Origin of the sequence: Planococcus beigongshangi (assembly GCF_016820495.1) — a bacterium.
GTDB lineage: Bacteria > Bacillota > Bacilli > Bacillales_A > Planococcaceae > Planococcus > Planococcus beigongshangi.
Genome location: NZ_JADHDU010000009.1, coordinates 58,758 through 80,191 on the forward strand (window position 1 = coordinate 58,758; position 21,434 = coordinate 80,191).

Here is a 21,434-nt window from a genome sequence, read left to right on the forward strand (position 1 = left end):
TTTTTCACCCAACCAAAAGGAACACTTGTTCCCTTCTATTTTACACCCGTTCGAACTGGATGTAAACAATATTTACTGATTATTCAATTTATTTTGCCCTTTTTTATTTATAGCCATTATCAATGCATAAAAAAATGCCGATCTCCTGTTAAGGAAATCGGCATCAGCCAGTTACTGTTGGGCACCGCGTGGTTCTCTCGGCGGCTGGCAAACATCACATTTACGCTGGTTGTTCTTATTGAATTTCGTAAAGGTCTTTTCAAAATTATTGCCGCATGCGCATTTGAACAGCAGTTTCTGGGAAAATCCGTGGTATTCAGTCGACAGCAGTTTACTGTCGGAGTTCTTCTCTGTGAATTCCCGTATTTTATCGATCGTCCATCGTTTATTCATTTGATTGCACCTCTGATTCATATTGATGGGCCTTGGTTTAAAGATTTCTGAAGTACCCAGGTATTTTATTATAGCATGATTTTTGCACTTTTGCCCGCGCTCTTGTTTTTAGAAATTTCAGACATTTTTACCCTTCTCCTATCAATTAAGTGCAAAACGTGTTACAATTGTATTATCAACAACTAATACCGCATGGATTCTTTCAGACTTTTATTAGTCACTTTCCATTACCGGAGAGGAGAATCTCTTTGAAGAAAAATCACATTTCAGACCTATTGAGCACGATCTGCCAGTACAATAACGTCCGCATCACACAGACTTTTACACAAGAAGGCAACGACCTGATCTCGGTGCGCTGTGTGCCCGATACCACCACGTTGGAGCTCACCTTCCTCGAAACCGGTGAAATCGCGCTCTACAACAGCGTGGAAGAAGCGGCAGCCTTCATCGACAAACATATAAATCGCATCAAAGTAATCTGACTCCCCATAAGCGGGAGTTTTTTTCATTTACATCCCCTTTCGAACATGCCATACTATTAAAAAATCCATCAACAAAGGCGGACATCCTGTGATTTCTCCCAATTGGTTCCTGACAAATCGGACTCGCTTCAGCGTCATTGACTTCAATGATAAAAAATACATGATCTGCTTTTCCAATACCGTAAAGCGCGAGATCATCTTTGTAGAAGACGTAGAAACCGGCAAAAGAGCCTTGCCGATTGCCCGTGAAAAAAATCTGCTCAATGAAATACTGATTGAAAAGCTGATTGAAAGGCTTTGACGGAGCACGCCCCGTCATAAAAAAATGCGCAATTCCTGAACGTCAGGAATTGCGCATTTTTATGTGATTATTGTTTTCCTGCCAATTCCATTTCAACAGAAGCTTCAAACTTATTGAGCAGCTCGCGTACTTCGTCTGTCGTCTCGGTATACATCAATTGATTTCTCAATTCACCGGCGCCCCGTACTCCTTTTACGTAGATCTTGAAGAAACGGCGCAGCGGCTTGAACGCAATCGGTTCGATGTCGGTCGAATATTTATCATGCAGATCCAGGTGCAGACGCAGCAGATCAAACAATTCCTCCGTACTGTGCTCCCGTGCTTCCTTTTCAAAAGCGAACGGATTGTGGAATATCCCGCGTCCGATCATGACGCCGTCGACACCATACTTCTCTGCAAGCTCCATGCCCGTCTTGTAATCCGGAATATCACCGTTGATCGTCAGCAGCGTATCCGGTGCGATTTCATCGCGCAATGCCTTGATCTCCGGAATCAATTCCCAGTGAGCCGGCACGGCACTCATTTCCTTTTTCGTCCGAAGATGGATCGACAAGTTCGCGATATCCTGCTCCAGCACATGTGTCAGCCAGCCTCTCCACTCATCGATGCTCGTATAGCCGAGGCGCGTCTTGACGCTGACCGGCAAGCCACCCGCTTTCGCCGCCTGGATGATTTCCGCTGCGTTATCCGGATAATTGATCAGGCCGCTGCCTTTTCCTTTTGCGGCGACGTTCGGCACAGGGCATCCCATATTGATATCGATCCCTTTGAAGCCCTGTTTCGCCATGCCGATGCTCATCTCGCGGAAATGCTCGGGTTTATTGCCCCAGATATGCGCCACCATCGGCTGTTCATCTTCCGTGAACGTCAAACGCCCCCGCACACTGAAAATGCCTTCCGGATGGCAATAGCTCTCCGTATTCGTAAACTCCGTAAAAAACACATCAGGCCGTGCTGCAGCCGCCACTACATGACGGAACACGACATTCGTCACATCTTCCATCGGCGCCAGCACAAAAAACGGCTTCGGCAGATCCTGCCAAAAATTCTCTTTCAACATCCTTTTCCAATCCTTTCGTTCGTGACTCTCTTGGCATCTATACTTGCATTCGATAAATTCAATATACATTTCAGTCAATCTTAGCCTTATACAGTTTACACGAATTGGGCGTCTGTGGAAAGTGAGCTGTTTGCCCGATGGAAAAAGGCAATCCGCCAAGCCATTTTCCTGGCTGGATGGATTGCCTTTTCTTTAATTATTCCCGACTTTCCTTTAAAAACTTCCAACTCCGGCGAATGTCCCTTCTAATAACTCCGGCGCTCCATCAGGTTGATGCCGATGCCCATGCAGACCACGCCGATCAGCAGCAGGATCGAAACCGGTTCGCTGAGTTCCTGCCAGCTCCGGTTATAAACCGCGACGCCTTTCAGCGCCTCGAGTCCATATGTCATCGGCAGGATTTTGGAAATCGTCAACAGGATATTATTGCTGACCAGTTCGATCGGCCAGAATGCACCGCCGATCATGGCCATGCCTGTTGCGATGATCGGTACGACCGCCTGCAGCTGCTGTGGCCGGCTGACAAGGCCCATGACAAGCATGCCGAGTGCCACAATTGCAAACGTATAGCAGGCGATGATCAATAGAATCAATCCAAACCGGTCACCGACATCGAAATTGAATACGTATTTGAACAAGACGAAAATCAGCACGATCTGGGCATACCCCACGGTGAAGCTGTAAGCGAGATGCCCCATATAGATCTGCCATTTCGCCACAGGCGACAGAATCAGGCGATCCCACGTCCCATACCTTTTTTCTTCCACTATTTTCATCAAGCTGAACATGATCGTATAAATCGAGAAGAACAGCGTCATCCCGAACAGCAGCTGTAATTGATTGTCATAGACGAATTCTTCCGTTTCATTTAAAGTGACCGTACTGATCCCAAGCACCGGTTCTTCCAATTCGGCAACTGTCTGCGCCCGGATATCACTGGCAGCTGTCTCTTCTTCGATTTGTTGAAAACGCAATTCTTCCCGGTATTTCCGGTTCAGGAATGCCTCCAGAACAAAGCGGCTCATATCGTCCGCCGCCATGACGATCCGGTAATCATCTGCCATGAGCCGCACCGCTAAGGATCTATCCCCCGCCGATACAGCCTCACGCACTTCCGTTTCACTTTCCAATTGGAACTGGAATTCTTCTTCACTATTGAGCGAAGCGACCCAGTCCTCCGCTTCTTCCGGCGATAAGGAGTCATCCGTATAAGCGAGGAAAGCCGGGCGCTCTGCAGGGTTATTGCCTGCAAGGGCAGCAACAAAAACGATGGTCAGGATAAAGAAAGATAAAATCATGACCGGCGTGCGCCGAAACCGTTGCCATTGAAGTAAAAATACAGATTTCATGCTTATGCCTCCCCCTTTCTCGGAAGAATCATGACACTTAAACTAAGCAGTACCACTGTCAGCAGCGCAATCCGTCCAAGCGGCTCGAACAGCATGCCCATGTCCAGATTCTGCACCCAAATCAGAAAGGCATTCAAAGCCGCTCCGTTCGGTGTCCAGCCCCCTAATTGCTGAACGATAGCAGGCAGCCCGGCAGTCGGTGTAAAACTGCCGCCGAGAAAAGCGAAAATCGTGACCACTCCCCCGGAAAATACCGTCGTTATGGTGTCATTGCCGAAACGCATCGTCATAGCTGTCAATAATGCCGTCAAAGCTCCTACGCATAGGGCAAGACTGGCAGTGATCAATAATATTCCCAGCCAAAACGGCCCTTCACTCAAATCGAATGCCCCGAAGATCAATGAAGATAAGAAAAACAGGATACAGAATTGAAGAAATGTGACAAGCGTTGCCGCAATCGCTTTACCGCCCAAATAGACAAGGGGATGATGGTTCGACAACAAAATACGCTGGAAGACGAATTGTGTTTTTTCCACATACGCCATCCCCGAAATGGTTGCTGCGACAAATAGGGCAAACATGACTGCCATCCCGATTGTATAATATTGGAATGAATTTATCGGATTCACGGATGACACGCTTTCCACTCCGCCAACCTGCGTTTGCCCCGCTTCCGGCAATACGTTTTCCCCATTTGCCGCTTTGGCAATGGCACTTTCGAAATTCAGCGACCAGACGAATTCTTCCACGATATTATGGAAGACTTCTGACTGTGTAGCTGCGTGTTCGGCGATCATCAATTGCAGGCTGCTGCCATTTCCTTCGTCCATGATCATTTTCTGCAAAGCATCGAAAGTGAAATTCTCCGGAATGGTCAGGATCGCTACGACCGTTTCCTCTTCCAAAGCCGCTTTAGCTGATGTCGCGTCCATTTCTGTGGCAACGACCAATTCCTTTAATCCTTCATCGTTTAAAACTTCCTGCAATAAGGAAGCTGGGCTGCTTTCCGCAGCCGATGCCATGATTCCTTGCCGGGCCGGCGCCGGCATACCGGAATCTGCAAGTTTCTCTTCAAACCGAACCAGCCCCTGCTGTTCATCATCTTCCTGGACGACCGCCACTTCCATCGACAGGACCTCAGTATTCCCACTGAGCACCCCGCTCAGTGCAAACCCCAGAATCGCGATCAGAATGAACGGCATCCCCAGAAGAATAGCCAGTTCCGTCCGGTCCCTGATCAGGATCAGGATATCTTTTTTCAAAAAGGTAAACATGGAGCCTGCCTCCTCAATCTCTCAGTTTACGCCCGGTCAGATGCAGGAACACATCTTCAAGACTCGGCGTCTGGACATTCACATTGATGATCTGCACCTGATGGCGTTCGGATGCCTGAAAAACTTGGCCAAGCACCCGGCTGCCCTTCGGTAGGATCAGCTTGATGCCCTTTTCTGTTTCGCTTGCCTGTTTGATCGTGTCCAGCGACTGCAATTCCTTGAAGAACTCCGGGTAGGGGCGGTCCAATTCGATCAAGACCGTTTCCTCACTCGACAGGATGCTTTTCAATTCATCTTTTGTGCCGCTGGCGATGATCTTTCCATGGTCCATGATATAAACCCGGTCACATAGCCGCTCCACTTCCTCCATATAATGGCTCGTATACAATACGGTCAGCCCTTTTTCCTTATTGAGCTTCCGCACCATCTCCAGGATATGGCTCCGTGATTGCGGGTCGATCCCGACAGTCGGTTCATCCATGATGATCACTTCCGGTTCATGCATCATGGCGGCCGCAATATTGATGCGGCGCTTCATCCCGCCTGAATAGGTTTTGACAATCTCTTTCTGGCGCTCCTTCAATCCGACCAATGCCAATGCCTGCTGGATGGCAGTCTCCAATTGCTTTCCTGAAAGCCCGTAGATGCGTCCGAAAAACTTCAGGTTTTCATAGGCGGAGAGTTCCGCGTAAAGCGCAATTTCCTGCGGCACGACGCCCAGCACTTTTCTCATTTCAGCAGGATTTTTGATGACACTTTTCCCGTTCAGCCGCACATCACCTGCAGTCGGCTTCAATAAGGTCGAGATCATAGAAATCGTGGTGGATTTCCCCGCTCCATTCGGTCCCAGCAATCCGACCGATTCGCCTTTATCGATATAGAGGCTCGCTCCTTCCACTGCCGTTTTCCCTTTGAACACTTTTTTCAGCTCTTCCGTTTCAAGCATGATGCCATTCTCCTTTCGATCTCCGTTTCATTAAATCCAGTGTATGAAAAAAAGGACAGCGCTCCCACTGTCCTGCGTCATAACTTTCAGCCAAAAACATGACCTCCGTCATATTGAGTTAAACAAGTCCGTGCCGGATCGCATAAATCGCAATCTGTGTCCGGTCACGCAGCGCCAATTTATCCAGGATGATACTGATATGGTTCTTTACTGTTCCCACTGACAGCGCGAGCTCTTCAGAAATTTCCCGGTTGCTGCGCCCTTCGCCGATACGGCAGATGATATCCAATTCCCTCGGTGTCAGTGATGCATCCACTTCTTCCGGAGCCCTATGATTCATCAGCTTCGGAAGGATATTCGCCGCCACCTGATCCTCCAGTACAAGTCCGCCTTCCAGACAGCTGCGGATTGAACGGATCAATTCTGACGTATCAGCATCTTTCAATAAATAACCGCGTGCACCACTTTTCAATGCCTCCAGTGCATATTCATCATCATTGAATGTGGTCAGCATCAGCACTTTTGTCTCCGAGCGCCGGGACAGGATGATGCGGGTCGCTTCCAGCCCGTCCATCACCGGCATCCGGATATCCATAATGACCAGATCGAATGTATGGCTTTCACATAATTCCACAGCTTCTTTGCCGTTGACCGCTTCTGCCGCCACTTGGATCTCCTTGTCCGTTTCGATCATCATTTTCAATCCCTGCCGCACCATCGCCTGGTCTTCGGCCAATAAAATACGGATCATTCCAAGTCACTCCCTTTAACCGTCAATGGCAAACTGCCTTTGACGACGAATAAATCATTTTCCGGTCCCGCCCTGAATTCGCCCCCTGCCTGCTCAATCCGCTCCCGCATCGAAGACAAGCCGAAACCTTCATGAAACGGCACAGTTCCAGAAGTTTTATTGCTGACCGTAAAACGGAAGATGCTCGCGCCCGGCGCTTCAAAAACGATCTCCGCTTCACGTGCCGGACTGTGCCGCATCACATTCGTCAGCGCTTCCTGCACCCCTCGGTAGACAATCACCATCTGCTCATTGCCAAGCGGTGCAGACAAAGCTCCGTGCTTAACGGAAAACTGGATGCGCAGAAAACTTTCCGCCTCCAATTTCCGGATCAATCCGATGATGGCGGTGACTCCGCCTGCTTCGTCATGCTTCAGCGTTTTCACTGCATTGCGTGTTTCTTCCAGGCTCTCTTTCGCCAACGCTTTCAAATCGCCGAGCCCGTCCGCCGTCTCCCCGTCCGCCTGCAGCCGGAAAACTTCCAGCTGCATCAACAGCGCCGTCAGTTTATGTCCGACAGAATCATGGATGTCCCGGGCAATCTGCGTCCGCTCTTCCTGACGCGCTGCCTGCTCATCCGTCAGCAACCGCCGTTTCATCTTGCGGTATTCACTAAGCAGCGCCTCATTCCGCTCCTGCAATTCGTCTTCAAGTATGTAACTTTTCCTGAAAAAGGCCAACGCCGCATAAACAATGAAACCGAAAAGCACAGTGAACGGGGATGAAATCCCTGAATCGCCGGCTGTGCTGTGCAATAATGCACCCGCTATTAAAATTCCCCCTATTCCGGCAGCCCCTTTTACCGGGAGCCGGTAAACTGCTTTGCCCGCGATGATTGCGAATATGAGCAAAGGGTAAAGATTCAGTGCCGCATCTGCATCCGGCCAAAAGACGAGGATGGCCAACACCGACAGGGCCGCCAGATTCAAAAAGGCTAAAACCGCTTTCTCTTTCAGTAAAGGCATCAGGAAAAACAGGCCGAAAAACAATGCGCTCCCGAAAATGCGCAGAGTCAATTCGCTGATGTCCATCGATAATTGCATGAGCCCGAGCACCCAGGCCGCACCCAGCATCAACACCCAAAATCCATAAGACCTCATTCTCCACTCTCCTTCACCACTGCTGTTAGTTCTATACTACGTCATTGAAAATTGAATATCATCAAGTTATTTACGGAATATTCTCTCAGTGCGTTTCACGGAAATAAAAAAGCGAAACGACAATCCAGTATTGTCGTTTCGCCTCTTGTTACTTTATTTCGCCAGCCAGCTTAATCCCGTCGTGCCTTCGCCTGCATGCACACCTACACATACGCTGAGCTGCACCACTTCAACTGTCAGATCCGGAAATTCCTGGAGCAGCTCATTCTTCCAGATTTCAGCATCCCTGGCGTTATTGCAGTGGATTGCTGCCACTTCGGTTACAGTGCCTGCTGCCATTTCCGCACGAAGCGCTTCCGTTACATTATTTTTAGCGCGCTTGATGGAACGCACTTTTTCCTTCATGACAGTCACCCCGTCTACAAACGTGATGACCAGCTTGATATTCAGGAGATTACTGAGGAAATTCTGCGTGCCGGAAACACGGCCGCTTTTATGCAATTGGTTCAGGCTGGAAGGAATAAAAGATAAATGGCTTTTGGCTGTCATCTCTTCCAGAACCGCAACCACTTCTTCGATTTCTTTTCCGCTTTCCAGCATTCCACTCCCGGCTTCGATCATTTTGACCATCGGGAATGAACCGATTTTCGAATCGATGGGATAAACTTTGAAGCCGGTCATTTCCGCAGCAGAGCGCGCACTTTCAATCGTACCGGAAAGACCGCTCGACAAGTGAAGCGCAATCGCCAGATCATATCCTTCAGCTTCCAATTTCTCATAGAGCGCAAGCATTTCGCCGATTGCCGGCTGGGACGTTTTCGGTGACACTTTCGTCACACGCAATTTATCGTAAAACTCTTCCTGTGTAAGGTCGATGGATTCTCGATAGGTTCCGTCGGCAAACACGACACTGAGGGGCAGGACGTGGACATCATATTTTTGGATGAATGCGTCATCCAGTTGTGCAGCTGTATCTGTGATCCAAGCAATTTTTTTCAATTAAAAATCTCCTTTACAGTCTGAGCCCCTTCAGGAGCCAGCTGTCGACTACCGCTAATTTATAATAGGGCACAGCCCCACAGCCAGTGACAGCTGTCATATAAGGAGAAAACTTCAGGAAGGCCGACATAATATGAACATATTTCATAGCATCATTTGTTTTTTGTTAATGTTAACAGTACGATAGCCCTGTATCATAAATAATTTCAGTGGAGGAATCTTATGAAATACACCGTCATTACAGGCTCCAGCTCAGGCATTGGGTACCAAACCGCATTAGCTTTTGCAGCACGCAGCAAAAACGTCATTCTGGTCGCAAGGCGCGTTGCCCAGCTCCAAGAATTAAAAAATGAAATCCACGACATGAACGCTGACCTCGACGTCGTCATCAAAACCGCCGATCTGTCGGACAGTGAACAAGTCCATGAATTATACGACAGCCTGAAAGAATACGACATTGAAACCTGGATCAACAATGCCGGTTTCGGAAACAGTGCACCCGTCGCTGAACAAGATGTCCAGAAAATCGAAAAGATGCTTCGCGTGAATATCGAAGCGCTCACCACCCTCTCCACACTTTATGCACAGGATTACTCCAATAAAGAAGGCACACAACTGATCAACGTATCATCTGATTTAGGATACAGACTCGCACCAAACGCAGTATCCTATGCTGCGACCAAATTCTACGTGAGTGCCTTTACTGAAGGGATGGCCCAGGAACTGCGCGAGCAGGCTGCTCCCATGAAAGTGAAAATACTGGCCCCGGCCATGACCGAAACCGAGTTCGTCAAAACCGCCCGTGAGCTGGATGACTTCAGCTACAGCGACAACGTCCAAAAATACCACACCGCCAAAGAAATGGCCCAGTTCATGCTGGAGCTTTACGACAGCGGGAAGACGGTCGGAAAAGTGAACAGCGAGAGCTATGAATTTGAATTGATGGACCCGATTTTTCCGTATGTTTCGAAACCTACGGCGAAGTGAACGCCTGTCCATTCCCACAAAAAAACTGCTCTCCTTTTCTGGAAAGCAGTTTTTATTTCATCGGTGCCGGGTGCGTCTCACATCCGAGTCGCCCGCCACTTCGATACCCGTCTCTTCTTTTATGTGGAAGAAAGTTTTAAAGACGACAGCTGCCAGTGCCGCCCCGACAAGCGGAGCCAGGATGAAGACCCAAACCTGCGCAAGTGCATCCCCGCCAGCGAAAAAAGCGGGAGCCAGGCTTCTTGCCGGGTTGACGGAAGTTCCTGTCAGCGGAACACCGATGATATGCACAAGCGTCAGCGTCAATCCGATGACGATGCCGCCCATATGCGAAGTGGCTTTGCTTGATGTGACACCAAGAATCGCCAGCACGAAAATGAACGTGAGCACCACTTCAACACCTAGTGCCCCGACCAGATTCAAGCCTGCCGCACTCAACTCGCCGTATCCATTTGCCCCGTAGCCTTCAAGGTTTGTGGAACTGGCAATAATGAAAGCAAGAAATGAACTCCCTGCAACTGCACCTAAAATCTGAGCGATCACATAGCCGCCGAATTCCTTGGCTGTCAGATTGCCGGACATCCACACAGCAAGCGACACTGCCGGATTCACGTGGCAACCCGATATATGCCCGATTGCATATGCGGCCGCTACAATCGAAAGTCCGAAGGCAAATGCAATGGCAAGAACCCCGAGGAATCCTGCATCCGTCCCTCCCGTGTAACCGCCTAATACGACTGCCGTCCCTGTTCCGATAAATACTAAAATGAAAGTCCCGATGAATTCTGCCAGATACTTTTTCATACCTCACTGCTCCTTCGCTTTAAGTGATTTTGAATCAGCTGAATCCTGTCACGTTAAATAATTAGAACTTTCTGATTATTATAACATAAGTCCTTTCAATAGACTTTCAACCGGAAAATTTAAATGCGCCTCCTTGTCCGCCCAAGTAATTTCAACCGTATTTCCCGCCAGGTCTTTGACCGGATAGCTCCAATAGCCATTCCAAACTGGCTGCGGGTGATAGGATTTGATGTTAGCTTCCTGCAGCCGGCCTACAACCTTGCTGAACGTCTCCTCTTCACATTCAATCGACCAGCCGCATGTTTGATACAGAAGTAATTTAACATCGGAGGGCGAAATACCTTTTTCTCCGCAAAAAAACGCGAAACCCCAATTAATCGGGTTTCACGTTTTAATCTGTTTCCTTATTACATCATGCCGCCCATGCCGCCCATGTCAGGCATGCCGCCGCCAGCACCTGCTGGTTCAGGAATGTCTGCGACAACTGCTTCAGTTGTCAGGAACATAGCTGCAACGGATGCTGCGTTTTGAAGTGCAGAACGGGATACTTTCGTTGGATCGACGATGCCTTCTTCAAGCATGTTGACCCATGTGCCGTTTGCTGCGTTGAAGCCGATGCCGACTTCTTCGGATTTCAGGCGGTGAACGATGATCGAACCTTCAAGGCCTGCGTTCGTCGCGATTTGGCGAACCGGCTCTTCAAGTGCGCGAAGAACGATTTTAACGCCTGTCGCTTCGTCACCTTCCGTTGTTTCAAGGATTTCTGCAACGTTGTTGAAAACATTGATGTAGGCTGTACCACCGCCTGCGACAATACCTTCTTCAACTGCCGCGCGAGTTGCGTTCAACGCGTCTTCGATGCGGAGTTTGCGTTCTTTCAATTCTGTTTCAGTAGCCGCTCCGACTTTGATGACTGCAACACCGCCGGCAAGTTTCGCCAGACGTTCCTGCAATTTCTCTTTATCGAATTCAGAAGTTGTTTCTTCCAATTGGCTGCGGATCTGAGCCACACGCGCCACGATATTTTTAGAATCGCCGGCACCTTCAACGATCGTTGTGTTTTCTTTCGTCACAACAACTTTCGAAGCGCGTCCCAGCTGGGCAATATTCGTAGTCTTCAGGTCAAGGCCAAGCTCTTCCGTGATGACTTCTGCGCCAGTAAGTGCTGCAATATCTTCGAGCATCGCTTTGCGGCGGTCACCGAAACCAGGAGCTTTGACCGCTACAGCGTTGAATGTGCCGCGGAGTTTATTGACTACAAGAGTTGCCAATGCTTCGCCTTCCACATCTTCAGCGATGATCAGCAACGGTTTGCTTTGCTGAACAACCTGCTCAAGGACTGGAAGGATTTCCTGGATATTGCCGATTTTCTTGTCAGTGACAAGTATGAACGGGTTATCAAGAACCGCTTCCATCTTGTCTGAATCAGTCACCATATATGGAGACTGATAACCGCGGTCGAACTGCATCCCTTCAACAACGTCAAGCTCAGTTGTGAAGCCGCGTGATTCTTCCAGTGTGATGACGCCGTCGTTGCCGACGCGCTCCATCGCTTCAGCGATCAAGTGGCCCACTTCAGCATCTCCGGACGAAATTGCTGCAACTTGTGCAATCGATTCTTTGCCTTCGATTTGCTGAGAAACGGATTTCAATCCTTCAACAGCTTTTTCAACCGCCATTTCGATACCACGGCGGATTCCCACAGGATTTGCGCCAGCAGTAACGTTTTTAAGGCCTTCACGGATCATTGCCTGTGCAAGCACCGTTGCAGTTGTTGTCCCGTCACCGGCGATGTCGTTCGTTTTAGAAGCCACTTCCGCAACAAGTCTCGCTCCCATGTTTTCAAAAGCGTTTTCAAGTTCGATTTCTTTAGCGATTGTCACACCATCATTCGTGATCAGCGGCGAACCGAATTTTTTATCAAGTACAACGTTGCGCCCTTTTGGCCCAAGCGTAACTTTTACCGCATCCGCCAATTTATCTACACCCTGCAACATGAGGGTACGTGCATCTTCACTGAACTTAATCTCTTTTGCCATGATTAGCTTCCTCCTGTTTCAACTTGAATTTTATTATTTATCCAATAACTGCTAAAATGTCGTTTTCACGCAAGATTAAATACTCTTTGCCTTCGTATTTCAATTCAGATCCTGCATATTTCGAGAAGATTACGCGGTCGCCTTCTTTTACGTCCAGCTCCGTACGCGCACCGTTTTCACGGATCAAGCCATTTCCTACCGCGATGACATTGCCTTCCTGCGGTTTTTCCTGAGCCGATCCCGGCAGGACAATCCCGCTTGAAGTAGTTTCTTCCGCTTCGATGAGTTCAATGATAACTCGGTCTCCTAATGGTCTTAACAATTGAAACACCCTCCTCTGAATAAGTAAATGCAATTATTAGCACTCTCACTCTTCGAGTGCTAACCCATTTCCCAGTTTAATAAAAACGGAAGCGTTTTGCAAGCGGGAAGGTATCGGAATTTTTAAGATATGTCTATATAGGGTGTGAAAGTTTAAATAGTTTTGAAGCGGGTGCCGTCGCTTTTCCTATTGTCCAGACTCCAACCGGCCAACTCCTCGGTCTTAAGCTGCCCTTCCTGTGCGGCAAAGAACGCCGCTTCGGAAGTTCATCTTAACCCTGTCGGAGCTGAACGGCCGTTGGCGCTTTTCCCTGTCCAGACTCCGGCGACCCAGCTCTTCGGGTCGTAAGACGGCCCAGCTGCCGTGGCTAAGAGCGCCACTCTGCTGTTCCGTCTTACGCCTGTCAGAGCTAAACGGGTGCCGTCGCTTTTCCCTGTCCAGACTCGGGCGACCCAGCTCTTCGGGTCGTAGGACGGCCCAGCTGCCGTGGCTAAGAGCGCCACTCTGCTGTTCCGTCTTACGCCTGTCAGAGCTAAACGGGTGCCGTCACTTTTCCTATATCTTTGCGGTATTTTTTTGAAACCACTACAATAGAAGAAAGATCTGCAAACGAAAGGAATCTATAATTTATGACATCCAGCAAAAATTCCATTAGGGATAAATTCTTCAAAGACAGCGGCTCAAAAAAAGGCAAGAAAACAAAAAACACGTCCATTTACATCCTGCTGATTTTCATCGCCATCCAATTGTCCCCGATTCTGTTTATCCAATCGACATACGAGTACTTCCTCGGGCAAGGCTTGAGTGAAGAGACTGCACTTGCCTCGACATCCGGCTGGCTCATTTTCCTGACGATGGGGATCGGGCTTCTGATCGCACTGATCGTCATTTTCCGTGATAAGCAATTCTTCAATATCTGGAAGGGCAAAAAGCCACATATCGGCTGGGTCATCCTGTGGGGGCTGTTTGGCTTCCTGCTGCTGCTCATCGGACAGTCACTTGCCGCTCTCCTCGAGATGGCTATCGGCATCGAACCGGGTTCTGAGAATACCTCCACTCTGGTCACGATCGCTGAAGTGGCGCCTGTCGCCATTTTTGCAGTCGTCCTCTTCGGACCGATCATGGAAGAACTCGTTTTCCGCCGCGTCATTTTCGGCACATTGAATCAGGTGACGAATTTCTGGATCGCCACTGCCATCAGCGCACTTGTCTTCGCCGTGGTCCATTGGGAATTCGTCCATCTCCTGCTGTACTTTACAACCGGCCTGATTCTGGCGTTTCTTTACCAAAAAACAAAAAGCATCATCGCGCCGATCATCGCGCATATGCTGCTGAACGGATACGTCATGCTCATCCAGCTCAATATCGACAAGATTAACCGCTTTATCGAACGCATGGAACAATTGGAACAACTGCAGTTCATCTACAAAATCTTCCTGTAAATGACGTAAGCCCGGCCGCGAATTTCGCAGCCGGGCTTTAGTTTTATCCAAACAAAAAAACCTTCCAGGGTTCATTCCCCTGGAAGGCCTTGTTGCTGCTCTTCGATTGCCTGCTGCTGTTCAGCTTTCAAAAACTTGCGATAACCGATTTTCGCGATGATGATACTGAATTCATATAATAAAATCAATGGCAGCGTCACAATCAGATGCGAGACGATATCGGGCGGTGTGATGAATGCCGCGATGACCACCAGTATGAAATACGAGTATTTGCGGTATTTGCTCATCAGCATCGGTGTGATGATTCCCAGTCTTGTCAGGAACAGCATCAGCACCGGTAACTGGAAAATAAAACCAAATGGCAAAGTGATCTGGAACAGAAACTGGAAGTATTCGTTGATTCCGATTGTTTCCTGAATCGAAAGGTTATCGGAGATATTCAGCATAAAGCCGATTACATAGGGAAACAGGATCAAATAGGAAAATGCGATTCCGCCTACGAATAAAAGCATCGAAAACGGGATATAGCTAAGGGTTACGCGCCGTTCTTTATCATGCAGGCCGGGGCTGATAAATGCCCAGAAATGATACATGATCACCGGTGAAGTGATGAAAAGGGCCAGTATCATCATGACCTGCATATAAATTTTCAACGGGTCCGTGATTTTAAAAGCGTTCAATGTCAGATTTTCCGCTTCCTGCGTGAATTGCAGATAATTGATCAGCGGCTGGGCGAGAAAAAAGCTGGCTATGACAGCCAATAGAAAGAAAACGGCTATGATCGTCAGCCGTTTTCTGAGTTCACCTATATGTTCGACTAATGTCATATCTTTTTCAGTCATCGGATAAACATCCTAACGTATTTCTTTTTGCTCTTCTTTCTTCTTTGAAGCAATATCATCGTCGTCATCATCAACAAGCCCTTTAGTGGCATTCTTGAATTCGCGAAGTGAAGAACCGAATGCTTTACCCAATTCAGGCAATTTCTTCGGACCGAAAACCAGCAATGCAACAATTGCAATAATGATTAAACTCATTGGACCTGGCATAATTGACACCTCCTGTAGTATGCGTCTTATTTTACAGCAAATACTGCACTTTGGCTATTTACACAGACTCTTCAATTGTGAATGTTTTGAGTCATGTTTGCTTGATCAGGTAGATCAATGTCTGCAGCTCGACGGACAAGTCGATCGTCTGGACATGGAGATGATCGGGCACAGAAATTCGCACCGGCGTAAAGTTCAATATCCCTTTGATCTCTGTAGCCGCTAAGCGGTCAGTGACTTCCTGGGCGGAACGGGACGGCACTGTCAAAATGACCACTTCAACCCCGTATTCCTTGATTTTCTCTTCAATCAGATCCGGATGGTACGTGTCGATTCCGCTGACTTTTTCGCCTTCATGCGGACTATTCGAATCAAACGCCAGAATGATTTTCGTATTATGGTTGCGGTGGAAATTATATTTCAGGAATGCACTTCCGAGGCTCCCGACACCGATCAACGCAACATTTGTCGCCTCATCCTGATCCAGCGTCTTACGGAAAAATTCAAGCAGTTCCTGTACATCGTAACCATAGCCTTTCTTGCCAAGTGCACCCAGATGGGAAAAATCCCTTCTGATTGTTGCAGAATCTATTTTCATTGCTTCGCTCAGTTCCTGGGAAGAAATTCTCTTTTGCCCCGCGTTTGCGAAATTCTGCAGAAATCGATAATAAAGCGGCAGCCTTTTTGTGGTGGCTTGCGGAATTTTGGATGTTGGTTCCTGCAACATGAAATGGTACCTCCCGGGTCGTGTCAAATCGACTTTATCTTACATGAGGAAACGCGATATGTAAAGGCAAGTCAGATTGCGAAGCACGCCTCTATCGGCTACACTTAGAAGGAATAGAGGTGACCGAAAATGATTGTTCTGCAAGTAAACCAAATCCATAAATCGTTCGGAGCGGATGAAATCCTTTCCGGCGTTAAATTAGAAGTGCAGCACAGGGACCGGGTCGCGCTTGTCGGCCGGAACGGTGCCGGAAAGTCGACGCTCCTGAAAATTATTTCCGGGGAAATATCGTATGACAGCGGCGATATCATGATGCCGAAAGATCTGACCATCGGCTATCTTGAACAGCAAAGTAAACTGGAATCCGATAGGACGATCTGGGATGAGATGATGACCATTTTCAGCAGTTTCCGTGAACAGGAAGAGCAATTGCGCCGGCTCGAAGCACAGATGGCGGATCCTGCAATTTATAATGATCCGGAAACTAACGCAAAAGTGATGGAAGAATACGATAAGCTGCAGCATGATTTCAAAGATGCAGGCGGCTATCAATACGAAGCCGATACCCGTGCCATCCTTCACGGCATGAAGTTCTATCCCGATGATTACAGCAAGAAAGTGGTTTCATTGTCGGGGGGCCAGAAAACACGCCTGATGCTCGCGAAGCTCCTATTATCAAAGCCGCAGCTGCTGATTCTGGATGAGCCGACCAACCACCTTGATATCGGGACCTTAAGTTGGCTGGAGAACTATTTGAAGAATTACCCAGGCGCCATCCTCGTCGTTTCGCATGACCGTTACTTTCTTGATCAGGTTGTCACAATCGTCTATGAAGTGTCGCGCCACCGCGTCAAAAAGTTTACCGGCAATTACAGCCGATACCTGGACGAAAAAGCGAAGCAATACGAACTCGACCAGAAGCAATTCGAGAAACAGCAAGGCGAAAAAGCCAAACTCGAAGATTACGTCGCCCGCAACCTTGTGCGTGCCTCGACAACCAAAATGGCCCAGAGCCGCCGGCGCATCCTTGAAAAAACTGATTGGATGGAAGCGCCTGACGGCAATGAAAAATCTGCCCGCTTCGGATTCACGATCGCAAAACAGAGCGGCAATGATGTATTGAATGTGCAGTCGCTGAAAATCGGCTACAGCGCAAAACCCGTCTCTGAGAACATCAACCTTAAGCTGTACCGCCAGGAAAGTCTCGCACTCGTCGGCCCGAACGGTGTCGGTAAATCGACGTTCCTGAAAACGGTGATGAAGGAAATTCCGCCACTCGACGGCACCATCCATTACGGCACCGGCATCCAATTCGGCTATTACGATCAGGAGCAGGCCAATCTGTCCGGCAATAAACCCGTCTTGAATGAGCTGTGGGATGATTATCCGCTGGTCAACGAAAAGGATATCCGCGGGATATTGGGGCGCTTCCTCTTTACAGGGGACGATGTGCTGAAACCCGTTTCTTCCCTATCCGGAGGCGAAAAAGCGCGTGTCGCTCTCGCTAAATTGATGATGCAAAAAGCGAACGTTCTGCTGCTCGATGAGCCGACCAACCACCTGGATCTCGACAGTAAAGAAGTCCTTGAAAATGCCCTGCTGGATTACCCCGGCACCATCCTGTTCGTTTCCCATGACCGTTACTTCATGAACCGCATCTCAACGAAGGTCGTCGAACTGATGCAGGAAGGCACCACGGAATACCTGGGCGACTATGATTATTACGTCGAAAAGAAACTGGAAACGGCCGAATTGAAGGCATTGGAAGAAGCAGAAAACCCTGCTGTCATCAATAAACCGGAAACATCCGCCTCCACTTCACAAATCGACAAAGAGGCAAAAAAACTGGAACGCCAATTAACGCGCCAGCTTGATGAAGTCGAACAAACCATGGAGAAACTGGATCTGCAGATTGCCGAAACGGAAGAACAATTCGCAGACCCTGAAATCTTCCAGGATCACGAGCGGCTGCTTCCACTTCAGCAGCAGCTGGAAGAACTCAAAGGACAGCACGAAGAAACGATGGCTTTATGGCTCGAATTACAGGAAAAACTTGAACAGTTAAGCAATTGACCGCATACACCCTGTGTGCGGTTTTTCTTCCCGCTTCCTGCGCCCTACATCTTGGTCAATACCTTTTTTCAAAATATTTATTTCCACAAAGTTGTGCACATAATGATAGCTTTTATATCAGCTATCAACAGTGTTATCCACATTGTCCACAATCCTTAAAAATGTTATCCACAGAATATATTGGCATATGGTACACAAGATATAGGAAATCACCAGGTTATGCATCACTTACAAACAGCTTACTAACAAATTGTGCATAAGTACAAATGTTCTCTATTGACAGAATCCGATTTTTTCTCACATGTGCGTTGATCATTCATTTCATTTTTCAATCGATTTCATCGAAAAAACTCCTTACCTATTTCAGGTAAGGAGCTTTTATCATTTTTTATGCCATTTTAAATCCAGGAATCCATTTCCATGCCCGGCCGCCCGTTCATCGCCATATTTCCCCGAATCCCTTTTTCATACATTATAGTCCCGGCTGCCGCAATCATAGCCGCATTATCCGTGCATAAACTCAGTGGCGGAATAAAGAACGGTGTCCCTTTTTCAGCAAATGCCTTTTCAAGAGATGCCCGCAGGCCTTTATTTGCAGCCACTCCTCCTGCAGCAATAACCTGTTTTACCTTATATTGCTCCGCAGCACGCAATGTTTTGGCTGTTACGACTTCCACTACACTGTTTTGGAAACCGGCAGCAACATCGGCTGGCTCTACTTGATCTCCGCGCTGTGCTGCATTATGCATATAATTCAGGACAGATGATTTCAACCCGCTGAAACTGAAGTCATAAGATCCTTCTTCCAGCCAGACACGCGGGAAATCAACAGGTTTATTGCTTTCATGTGCTAAACGGTCGATATGTGGCCCTCCCGGATAAGGCAGATTGAGCGTCCGGGCTACTTTATCGTATGCTTCACCCGCGGCATCATCCCGTGTTTCCCCGATTACATCAAAATGTCCATGTTCGTTCATATAGACCAATTCCGTATGGCCGCCTGAAATCACCAAAGCAAGCAGCGGAAACTGCATTTCCTGCGCCAGGCGATTGGCATAGATATGGCCGGCAATATGATGTACCCCGACAATCGGCAATTGGTGGGCAAAAGCGAAAGCTTTCGCCGCATTCACACCGATCAATAAAGCACCGACCAGTCCGGGCCCTTCCGTTACCGCGACTGCACTTAATTGAGCCGGAACCATATCTGCTTCTTTTAGTGCTTCTTCTATCACAAGGGTAATCTGTTCCACATGATGTCTGGATGCGATTTCCGGCACCACACCACCAAAGCGCTTATGGCTTTCTATTTGCGAAGCGACCACATTAGAAATGATTTCTATCCCATTTTTCACAACGGAAGCTGCGGTTTCATCACAGCTCGTCTCTATTCCCAGTACATAAATATCTTCACTCATCAAAATTCACCCACATCACTATGGCATCCTCAAAATTATCGGAGTAATAGCTCTTTCGGATACCACCATTTTTGAATCCAAGTTTCTCATACAGGTTTCGCGCAATCGTATTGCTGACTCTCGCTTCCAGCGTCATCGTTTTAGCACCATTTTCTTTGGCTGCATCCATTGCTGCCACCATCAGCTTTTCACCCAGCTTTTTGCCGCGCTGATCCGGCAGAATAGCGATATTGGTGACATGGCATTCATCCAGTACCAGCCATAAACCGCAGTATCCTACGATGCCATCTGCTGTTTCAGCCAATACATAATAGGCATGCTGATTTTCAAGCATTTCATAATAGAATGCCTCTTTTGTCCAGGGCAACGTGAATGATACGGCCTCTATCTGATAGACAGCCTCGACATCAGCCACTGTCATTTTACGGAATGTCACTTCATCGCTCATGACTTTTCGCCGCCCTGCGCTTTATTGTAGTTCGCTTCGGCTTCCGTAATGCGGCGATATTCAGGAACCGCATGATGAACGTTTTGCTCTTCCGACTGTTTCGCCAGCATAATGAGGTTCGAAGCCCGCGGCAAACGATTCTGGGGAGCCGCAAAGGATGCCTGTTCGCCTAAAATCTCATGAATCACTTCTTTATGGATTTCCACATCAATTCCTACAAATAAAACAGGACGTCCCAATTCTTTTAATCGGAGTATAAAATCCTTCACTTCACTATGTTGATCGGCAATCACCGAGTCCAGGGTTTCCCCTTGATAGGCAGCCATAAAAGCGGTTCCTCTTCTGGCATCCATCAACGGACAGATAATACCGTCGAAATTCTGCCCATTTGCAGCCAACACCTTCAGACTGGATACCATATGAAGCGGTATTTTTAGCGACCAGGCTAGTGTTTTGGCGATTGTCAATCCGATTCTTACCCCTGTATAGGAACCCGGTCCTTGAGCAACAGCGATATGGGTCAGATTAGCAGGAGCGATCTTCGCCTTTTTCATCATTTCCTCAACGGCTGGCATAGCAGTCAACGAATGATTGATCTTCAAATTCGTAGTTTCTTCTATTATAATGGTGTCTTCCTTCGCCAAGGCAATGGCCAAAGGAGAATTGGATGTATCGATCCCCAGGTAAATCATGGCATAAGCTCCTTACAAAGAGTTTCATAACGTTCTCCGATTGGATGAAGGCGAATGATCCGTCCTTCTTCAGATGCACGTTCAATAATAATTTCCAATCGTTCATCAGGCAGATAATCATCTATGAATTGAGCCCATTCCACGACCGAAACTGCATCGCCGCCAAATAATTCATCAAATCCAATATCCTCATCGCTGTCTTCCAGACGATAGACATCCAGATGATTCAGCTGCAAATCACCCGAATACTGCTTTAAAATAGTAAATGTCGGGCTGTTCACCATTTTTTTGACGCCAAGCCCTTTTGCCAATCCTTTGGTAAATGTTGTTTTACCAGCTCCAAGACCGCCTTCCAGCGTCAATAAATCGCCTGCTGACAGATAGGCTGCCAGCTTCTCTGCGAATATTTGTGTTTCTTCAGGAGAAATTGCTTCTATTCTATAAGTCATTACGTTGGTCACCTCAATTGAGTCTTAACATAGTTTATCGGAGATATCCCGGTAAATCAAAATATATTATCTTGAAGTTATCCCTGCATTTATTTTATACCTGCTTCTCTATAGAAACAGAAGTTTTTAAGCAAAAAAAATAAACACAGCGGATTAGCTGTGTTTACCTTATGACGGTCCCGACCGGGATCGAACCGGCGATCTCCTGCGTGACAGGCAGGCATGTTAACCGCTACACCACGGGACCATAAAAAAAACAGACCAGCGACGTCCTACTCTCACAGGGGGAA

The 21,434-nt window shown here is 47.9% G+C and carries 24 protein-coding genes and 1 tRNA gene; 5 read left to right on the plus strand and 20 right to left on the minus strand.

Going from position 1 to position 21,434, the window contains the following annotated elements; translation table 11 throughout:
• Positions 1-171: 171 nt before the first annotated feature.
• Positions 172-393 carry a hypothetical protein gene (locus IQ294_RS14705; RefSeq protein WP_203334815.1) on the minus strand — a complete coding sequence of 74 codons (222 nt, stop codon included), beginning with the start codon at positions 391-393 and terminating at the stop codon, positions 172-174.
• A gap of 248 nt (positions 394-641) precedes the next feature.
• Between IQ294_RS14705 and IQ294_RS14710 the strand changes: the two genes are divergently transcribed.
• A complete protein-coding gene (locus tag IQ294_RS14710) occupies positions 642-875 on the plus strand; it encodes a hypothetical protein (RefSeq protein ID WP_203334816.1) in 234 nt (77 codons plus the stop codon).
• Between the two features lie 88 nt (positions 876-963).
• Positions 964-1,176 (plus strand): hypothetical protein, encoded by a 213-nt coding sequence (locus tag IQ294_RS14715; protein WP_203334817.1) that lies wholly within the window; start codon positions 964-966, stop codon positions 1,174-1,176.
• Between the two features lie 67 nt (positions 1,177-1,243).
• Here IQ294_RS14715 and IQ294_RS14720 read toward each other — a convergent pair whose 3' ends face one another.
• From IQ294_RS14720 to IQ294_RS14750, 7 genes are all read right to left on the minus strand, one after another.
• Entirely contained in the window at positions 1,244-2,233 is a 990-nt protein-coding gene (locus IQ294_RS14720; RefSeq protein WP_203334842.1) for a tRNA dihydrouridine synthase, read from the minus strand.
• Between the two features lie 248 nt (positions 2,234-2,481).
• On the minus strand, positions 2,482-3,585 hold the full coding sequence (locus IQ294_RS14725) for an ABC transporter permease (protein ID WP_203334818.1): 1,104 nt from the start codon (positions 3,583-3,585) through the stop codon (positions 2,482-2,484).
• A gap of 2 nt (positions 3,586-3,587) precedes the next feature.
• Positions 3,588-4,859 carry an ABC transporter permease gene (locus IQ294_RS14730; protein ID WP_203334819.1) on the minus strand — a complete coding sequence of 424 codons (1,272 nt, stop codon included), beginning with the start codon at positions 4,857-4,859 and terminating at the stop codon, positions 3,588-3,590.
• 13 nt (positions 4,860-4,872) lie between these two features.
• Positions 4,873-5,805, minus strand: a complete 933-nt coding sequence (locus IQ294_RS14735; RefSeq protein WP_203334820.1) for an ABC transporter ATP-binding protein — start codon at positions 5,803-5,805, stop codon at positions 4,873-4,875.
• Positions 5,806-5,923: 118 nt separating this feature from the next.
• Positions 5,924-6,556 carry a response regulator gene (locus tag IQ294_RS14740; protein ID WP_203334821.1) on the minus strand — a complete coding sequence of 211 codons (633 nt, stop codon included), beginning with the start codon at positions 6,554-6,556 and terminating at the stop codon, positions 5,924-5,926.
• Entirely contained in the window at positions 6,553-7,695 is a 1,143-nt protein-coding gene (locus IQ294_RS14745; RefSeq protein ID WP_203334822.1) for a sensor histidine kinase, read from the minus strand. Before IQ294_RS14745 ends, IQ294_RS14740 begins: the two co-directional genes overlap by 4 nt.
• A gap of 153 nt (positions 7,696-7,848) precedes the next feature.
• The gene (locus IQ294_RS14750) at positions 7,849-8,694 is read right to left on the minus strand and encodes a DegV family protein (protein WP_203334823.1); all 846 of its coding nucleotides are present in this window, start codon (positions 8,692-8,694) and stop codon (positions 7,849-7,851) included.
• 222 nt (positions 8,695-8,916) lie between these two features.
• Here IQ294_RS14750 and IQ294_RS14755 point away from each other — a divergent pair, with 222 nt between their 5' ends.
• Positions 8,917-9,681 carry an SDR family NAD(P)-dependent oxidoreductase gene (locus IQ294_RS14755; RefSeq protein ID WP_203334824.1) on the plus strand — a complete coding sequence of 255 codons (765 nt, stop codon included), beginning with the start codon at positions 8,917-8,919 and terminating at the stop codon, positions 9,679-9,681.
• 57 nt (positions 9,682-9,738) lie between these two features.
• Here IQ294_RS14755 and IQ294_RS14760 read toward each other — a convergent pair whose 3' ends face one another.
• From IQ294_RS14760 to IQ294_RS14775, 4 genes are all read right to left on the minus strand, one after another.
• Positions 9,739-10,485, minus strand: a complete 747-nt coding sequence (locus tag IQ294_RS14760) for an aquaporin (RefSeq protein ID WP_203334825.1) — start codon at positions 10,483-10,485, stop codon at positions 9,739-9,741.
• A 407-nt stretch (positions 10,486-10,892) separates the two neighbouring features.
• Positions 10,893-12,524, minus strand: a complete 1,632-nt coding sequence (gene groL / locus IQ294_RS14765; RefSeq protein WP_203334826.1) for a chaperonin GroEL — start codon at positions 12,522-12,524, stop codon at positions 10,893-10,895.
• A gap of 37 nt (positions 12,525-12,561) precedes the next feature.
• Complete coding sequence (gene groES, locus IQ294_RS14770) at positions 12,562-12,846, minus strand: co-chaperone GroES (protein ID WP_112223310.1); 285 nt, start codon at positions 12,844-12,846, stop codon at positions 12,562-12,564.
• Positions 12,847-13,112: 266 nt separating this feature from the next.
• On the minus strand, positions 13,113-13,349 hold the full coding sequence (locus IQ294_RS14775; RefSeq protein WP_203334827.1) for a hypothetical protein: 237 nt from the start codon (positions 13,347-13,349) through the stop codon (positions 13,113-13,115).
• Between the two features lie 126 nt (positions 13,350-13,475).
• Here IQ294_RS14775 and IQ294_RS14780 point away from each other — a divergent pair, with 126 nt between their 5' ends.
• Positions 13,476-14,288: a CPBP family intramembrane glutamic endopeptidase gene (locus tag IQ294_RS14780; RefSeq protein WP_203334828.1), complete on the plus strand. Its 813-nt coding sequence runs from the start codon at positions 13,476-13,478 to the stop codon at positions 14,286-14,288.
• 71 nt (positions 14,289-14,359) lie between these two features.
• Here IQ294_RS14780 and tatC read toward each other — a convergent pair whose 3' ends face one another.
• The 3 genes from tatC to IQ294_RS14795 form a co-directional block, all read right to left on the minus strand.
• Positions 14,360-15,130 carry a twin-arginine translocase subunit TatC gene (gene tatC, locus IQ294_RS14785; protein ID WP_203334829.1) on the minus strand — a complete coding sequence of 257 codons (771 nt, stop codon included), beginning with the start codon at positions 15,128-15,130 and terminating at the stop codon, positions 14,360-14,362.
• A gap of 12 nt (positions 15,131-15,142) precedes the next feature.
• A complete protein-coding gene (locus IQ294_RS14790) occupies positions 15,143-15,337 on the minus strand; it encodes a twin-arginine translocase TatA/TatE family subunit (RefSeq protein ID WP_203334830.1) in 195 nt (64 codons plus the stop codon).
• 91 nt (positions 15,338-15,428) lie between these two features.
• On the minus strand, positions 15,429-16,064 hold the full coding sequence (locus tag IQ294_RS14795; protein WP_203334831.1) for a redox-sensing transcriptional repressor Rex: 636 nt from the start codon (positions 16,062-16,064) through the stop codon (positions 15,429-15,431).
• Positions 16,065-16,193: 129 nt separating this feature from the next.
• On the opposite strand from IQ294_RS14795, the gene IQ294_RS14800 reads away from it, so the two are divergent.
• Positions 16,194-18,137, plus strand: a complete 1,944-nt coding sequence (locus IQ294_RS14800) for an ABC-F family ATP-binding cassette domain-containing protein (protein ID WP_203334832.1) — start codon at positions 16,194-16,196, stop codon at positions 18,135-18,137.
• A 398-nt stretch (positions 18,138-18,535) separates the two neighbouring features.
• Here the strand turns inward: IQ294_RS14800 and tsaD are convergent, their stop codons facing one another.
• The 5 genes from tsaD to IQ294_RS14825 all read right to left on the minus strand — a co-directional run bounded on the left by tsaD (position 18,536) and on the right by IQ294_RS14825 (position 21,391).
• Complete coding sequence (tsaD, locus tag IQ294_RS14805) at positions 18,536-19,555, minus strand: tRNA (adenosine(37)-N6)-threonylcarbamoyltransferase complex transferase subunit TsaD (protein WP_203334833.1); 1,020 nt, start codon at positions 19,553-19,555, stop codon at positions 18,536-18,538.
• Positions 19,548-20,003 carry a ribosomal protein S18-alanine N-acetyltransferase gene (gene rimI / locus IQ294_RS14810; protein WP_203334834.1) on the minus strand — a complete coding sequence of 152 codons (456 nt, stop codon included), beginning with the start codon at positions 20,001-20,003 and terminating at the stop codon, positions 19,548-19,550. The genes tsaD and rimI overlap by 8 nt, the downstream gene beginning before the upstream one ends.
• A complete protein-coding gene (tsaB, locus tag IQ294_RS14815) occupies positions 20,000-20,695 on the minus strand; it encodes a tRNA (adenosine(37)-N6)-threonylcarbamoyltransferase complex dimerization subunit type 1 TsaB (protein ID WP_203334835.1) in 696 nt (231 codons plus the stop codon). Before tsaB ends, rimI begins: the two co-directional genes overlap by 4 nt.
• Positions 20,692-21,144 (minus strand): tRNA (adenosine(37)-N6)-threonylcarbamoyltransferase complex ATPase subunit type 1 TsaE, encoded by a 453-nt coding sequence (tsaE, locus tag IQ294_RS14820; RefSeq protein ID WP_203334836.1) that lies wholly within the window; start codon positions 21,142-21,144, stop codon positions 20,692-20,694. The genes tsaB and tsaE overlap by 4 nt, the downstream gene beginning before the upstream one ends.
• A gap of 174 nt (positions 21,145-21,318) precedes the next feature.
• Positions 21,319-21,391, minus strand: a tRNA-Asp gene (locus tag IQ294_RS14825).
• Positions 21,392-21,434 lie beyond the last annotated feature (43 nt).

Coding starts and splice junctions, on each gene's coding strand:
- IQ294_RS14795 (WP_203334831.1), bottom strand. CDS start 16,064: ATGTTGCAGGAACCAACATCCAAAATTCCGCAAGCCACCACAAAAAGG.
- tsaD (WP_203334833.1), bottom strand. CDS start 19,555: ATGAGTGAAGATATTTATGTACTGGGAATAGAGACGAGCTGTGATGAA.
- rimI (WP_203334834.1), bottom strand. CDS start 20,003: ATGAGCGATGAAGTGACATTCCGTAAAATGACAGTGGCTGATGTCGAG.
- IQ294_RS14725 (WP_203334818.1), bottom strand. CDS start 3,585: ATGAAATCTGTATTTTTACTTCAATGGCAACGGTTTCGGCGCACGCCG.
- IQ294_RS14745 (WP_203334822.1), bottom strand. CDS start 7,695: ATGAGGTCTTATGGATTTTGGGTGTTGATGCTGGGTGCGGCCTGGGTG.
- IQ294_RS14740 (WP_203334821.1), bottom strand. CDS start 6,556: ATGATCCGTATTTTATTGGCCGAAGACCAGGCGATGGTGCGGCAGGGA.
- IQ294_RS14730 (WP_203334819.1), bottom strand. CDS start 4,859: ATGTTTACCTTTTTGAAAAAAGATATCCTGATCCTGATCAGGGACCGG.
- tsaB (WP_203334835.1), bottom strand. CDS start 20,695: ATGATTTACCTGGGGATCGATACATCCAATTCTCCTTTGGCCATTGCC.
- IQ294_RS14705 (WP_203334815.1), bottom strand. CDS start 393: ATGAATAAACGATGGACGATCGATAAAATACGGGAATTCACAGAGAAG.
- groL (WP_203334826.1), bottom strand. CDS start 12,524: ATGGCAAAAGAGATTAAGTTCAGTGAAGATGCACGTACCCTCATGTTG.
- IQ294_RS14790 (WP_203334830.1), bottom strand. CDS start 15,337: ATGCCAGGTCCAATGAGTTTAATCATTATTGCAATTGTTGCATTGCTG.
- tsaE (WP_203334836.1), bottom strand. CDS start 21,144: ATGACTTATAGAATAGAAGCAATTTCTCCTGAAGAAACACAAATATTC.
- tatC (WP_203334829.1), bottom strand. CDS start 15,130: ATGACTGAAAAAGATATGACATTAGTCGAACATATAGGTGAACTCAGA.
- IQ294_RS14780 (WP_203334828.1), top strand. CDS start 13,476: ATGACATCCAGCAAAAATTCCATTAGGGATAAATTCTTCAAAGACAGC.
- IQ294_RS14800 (WP_203334832.1), top strand. CDS start 16,194: ATGATTGTTCTGCAAGTAAACCAAATCCATAAATCGTTCGGAGCGGAT.
- IQ294_RS14755 (WP_203334824.1), top strand. CDS start 8,917: ATGAAATACACCGTCATTACAGGCTCCAGCTCAGGCATTGGGTACCAA.
- IQ294_RS14735 (WP_203334820.1), bottom strand. CDS start 5,805: ATGCTTGAAACGGAAGAGCTGAAAAAAGTGTTCAAAGGGAAAACGGCA.
- IQ294_RS14760 (WP_203334825.1), bottom strand. CDS start 10,485: ATGAAAAAGTATCTGGCAGAATTCATCGGGACTTTCATTTTAGTATTT.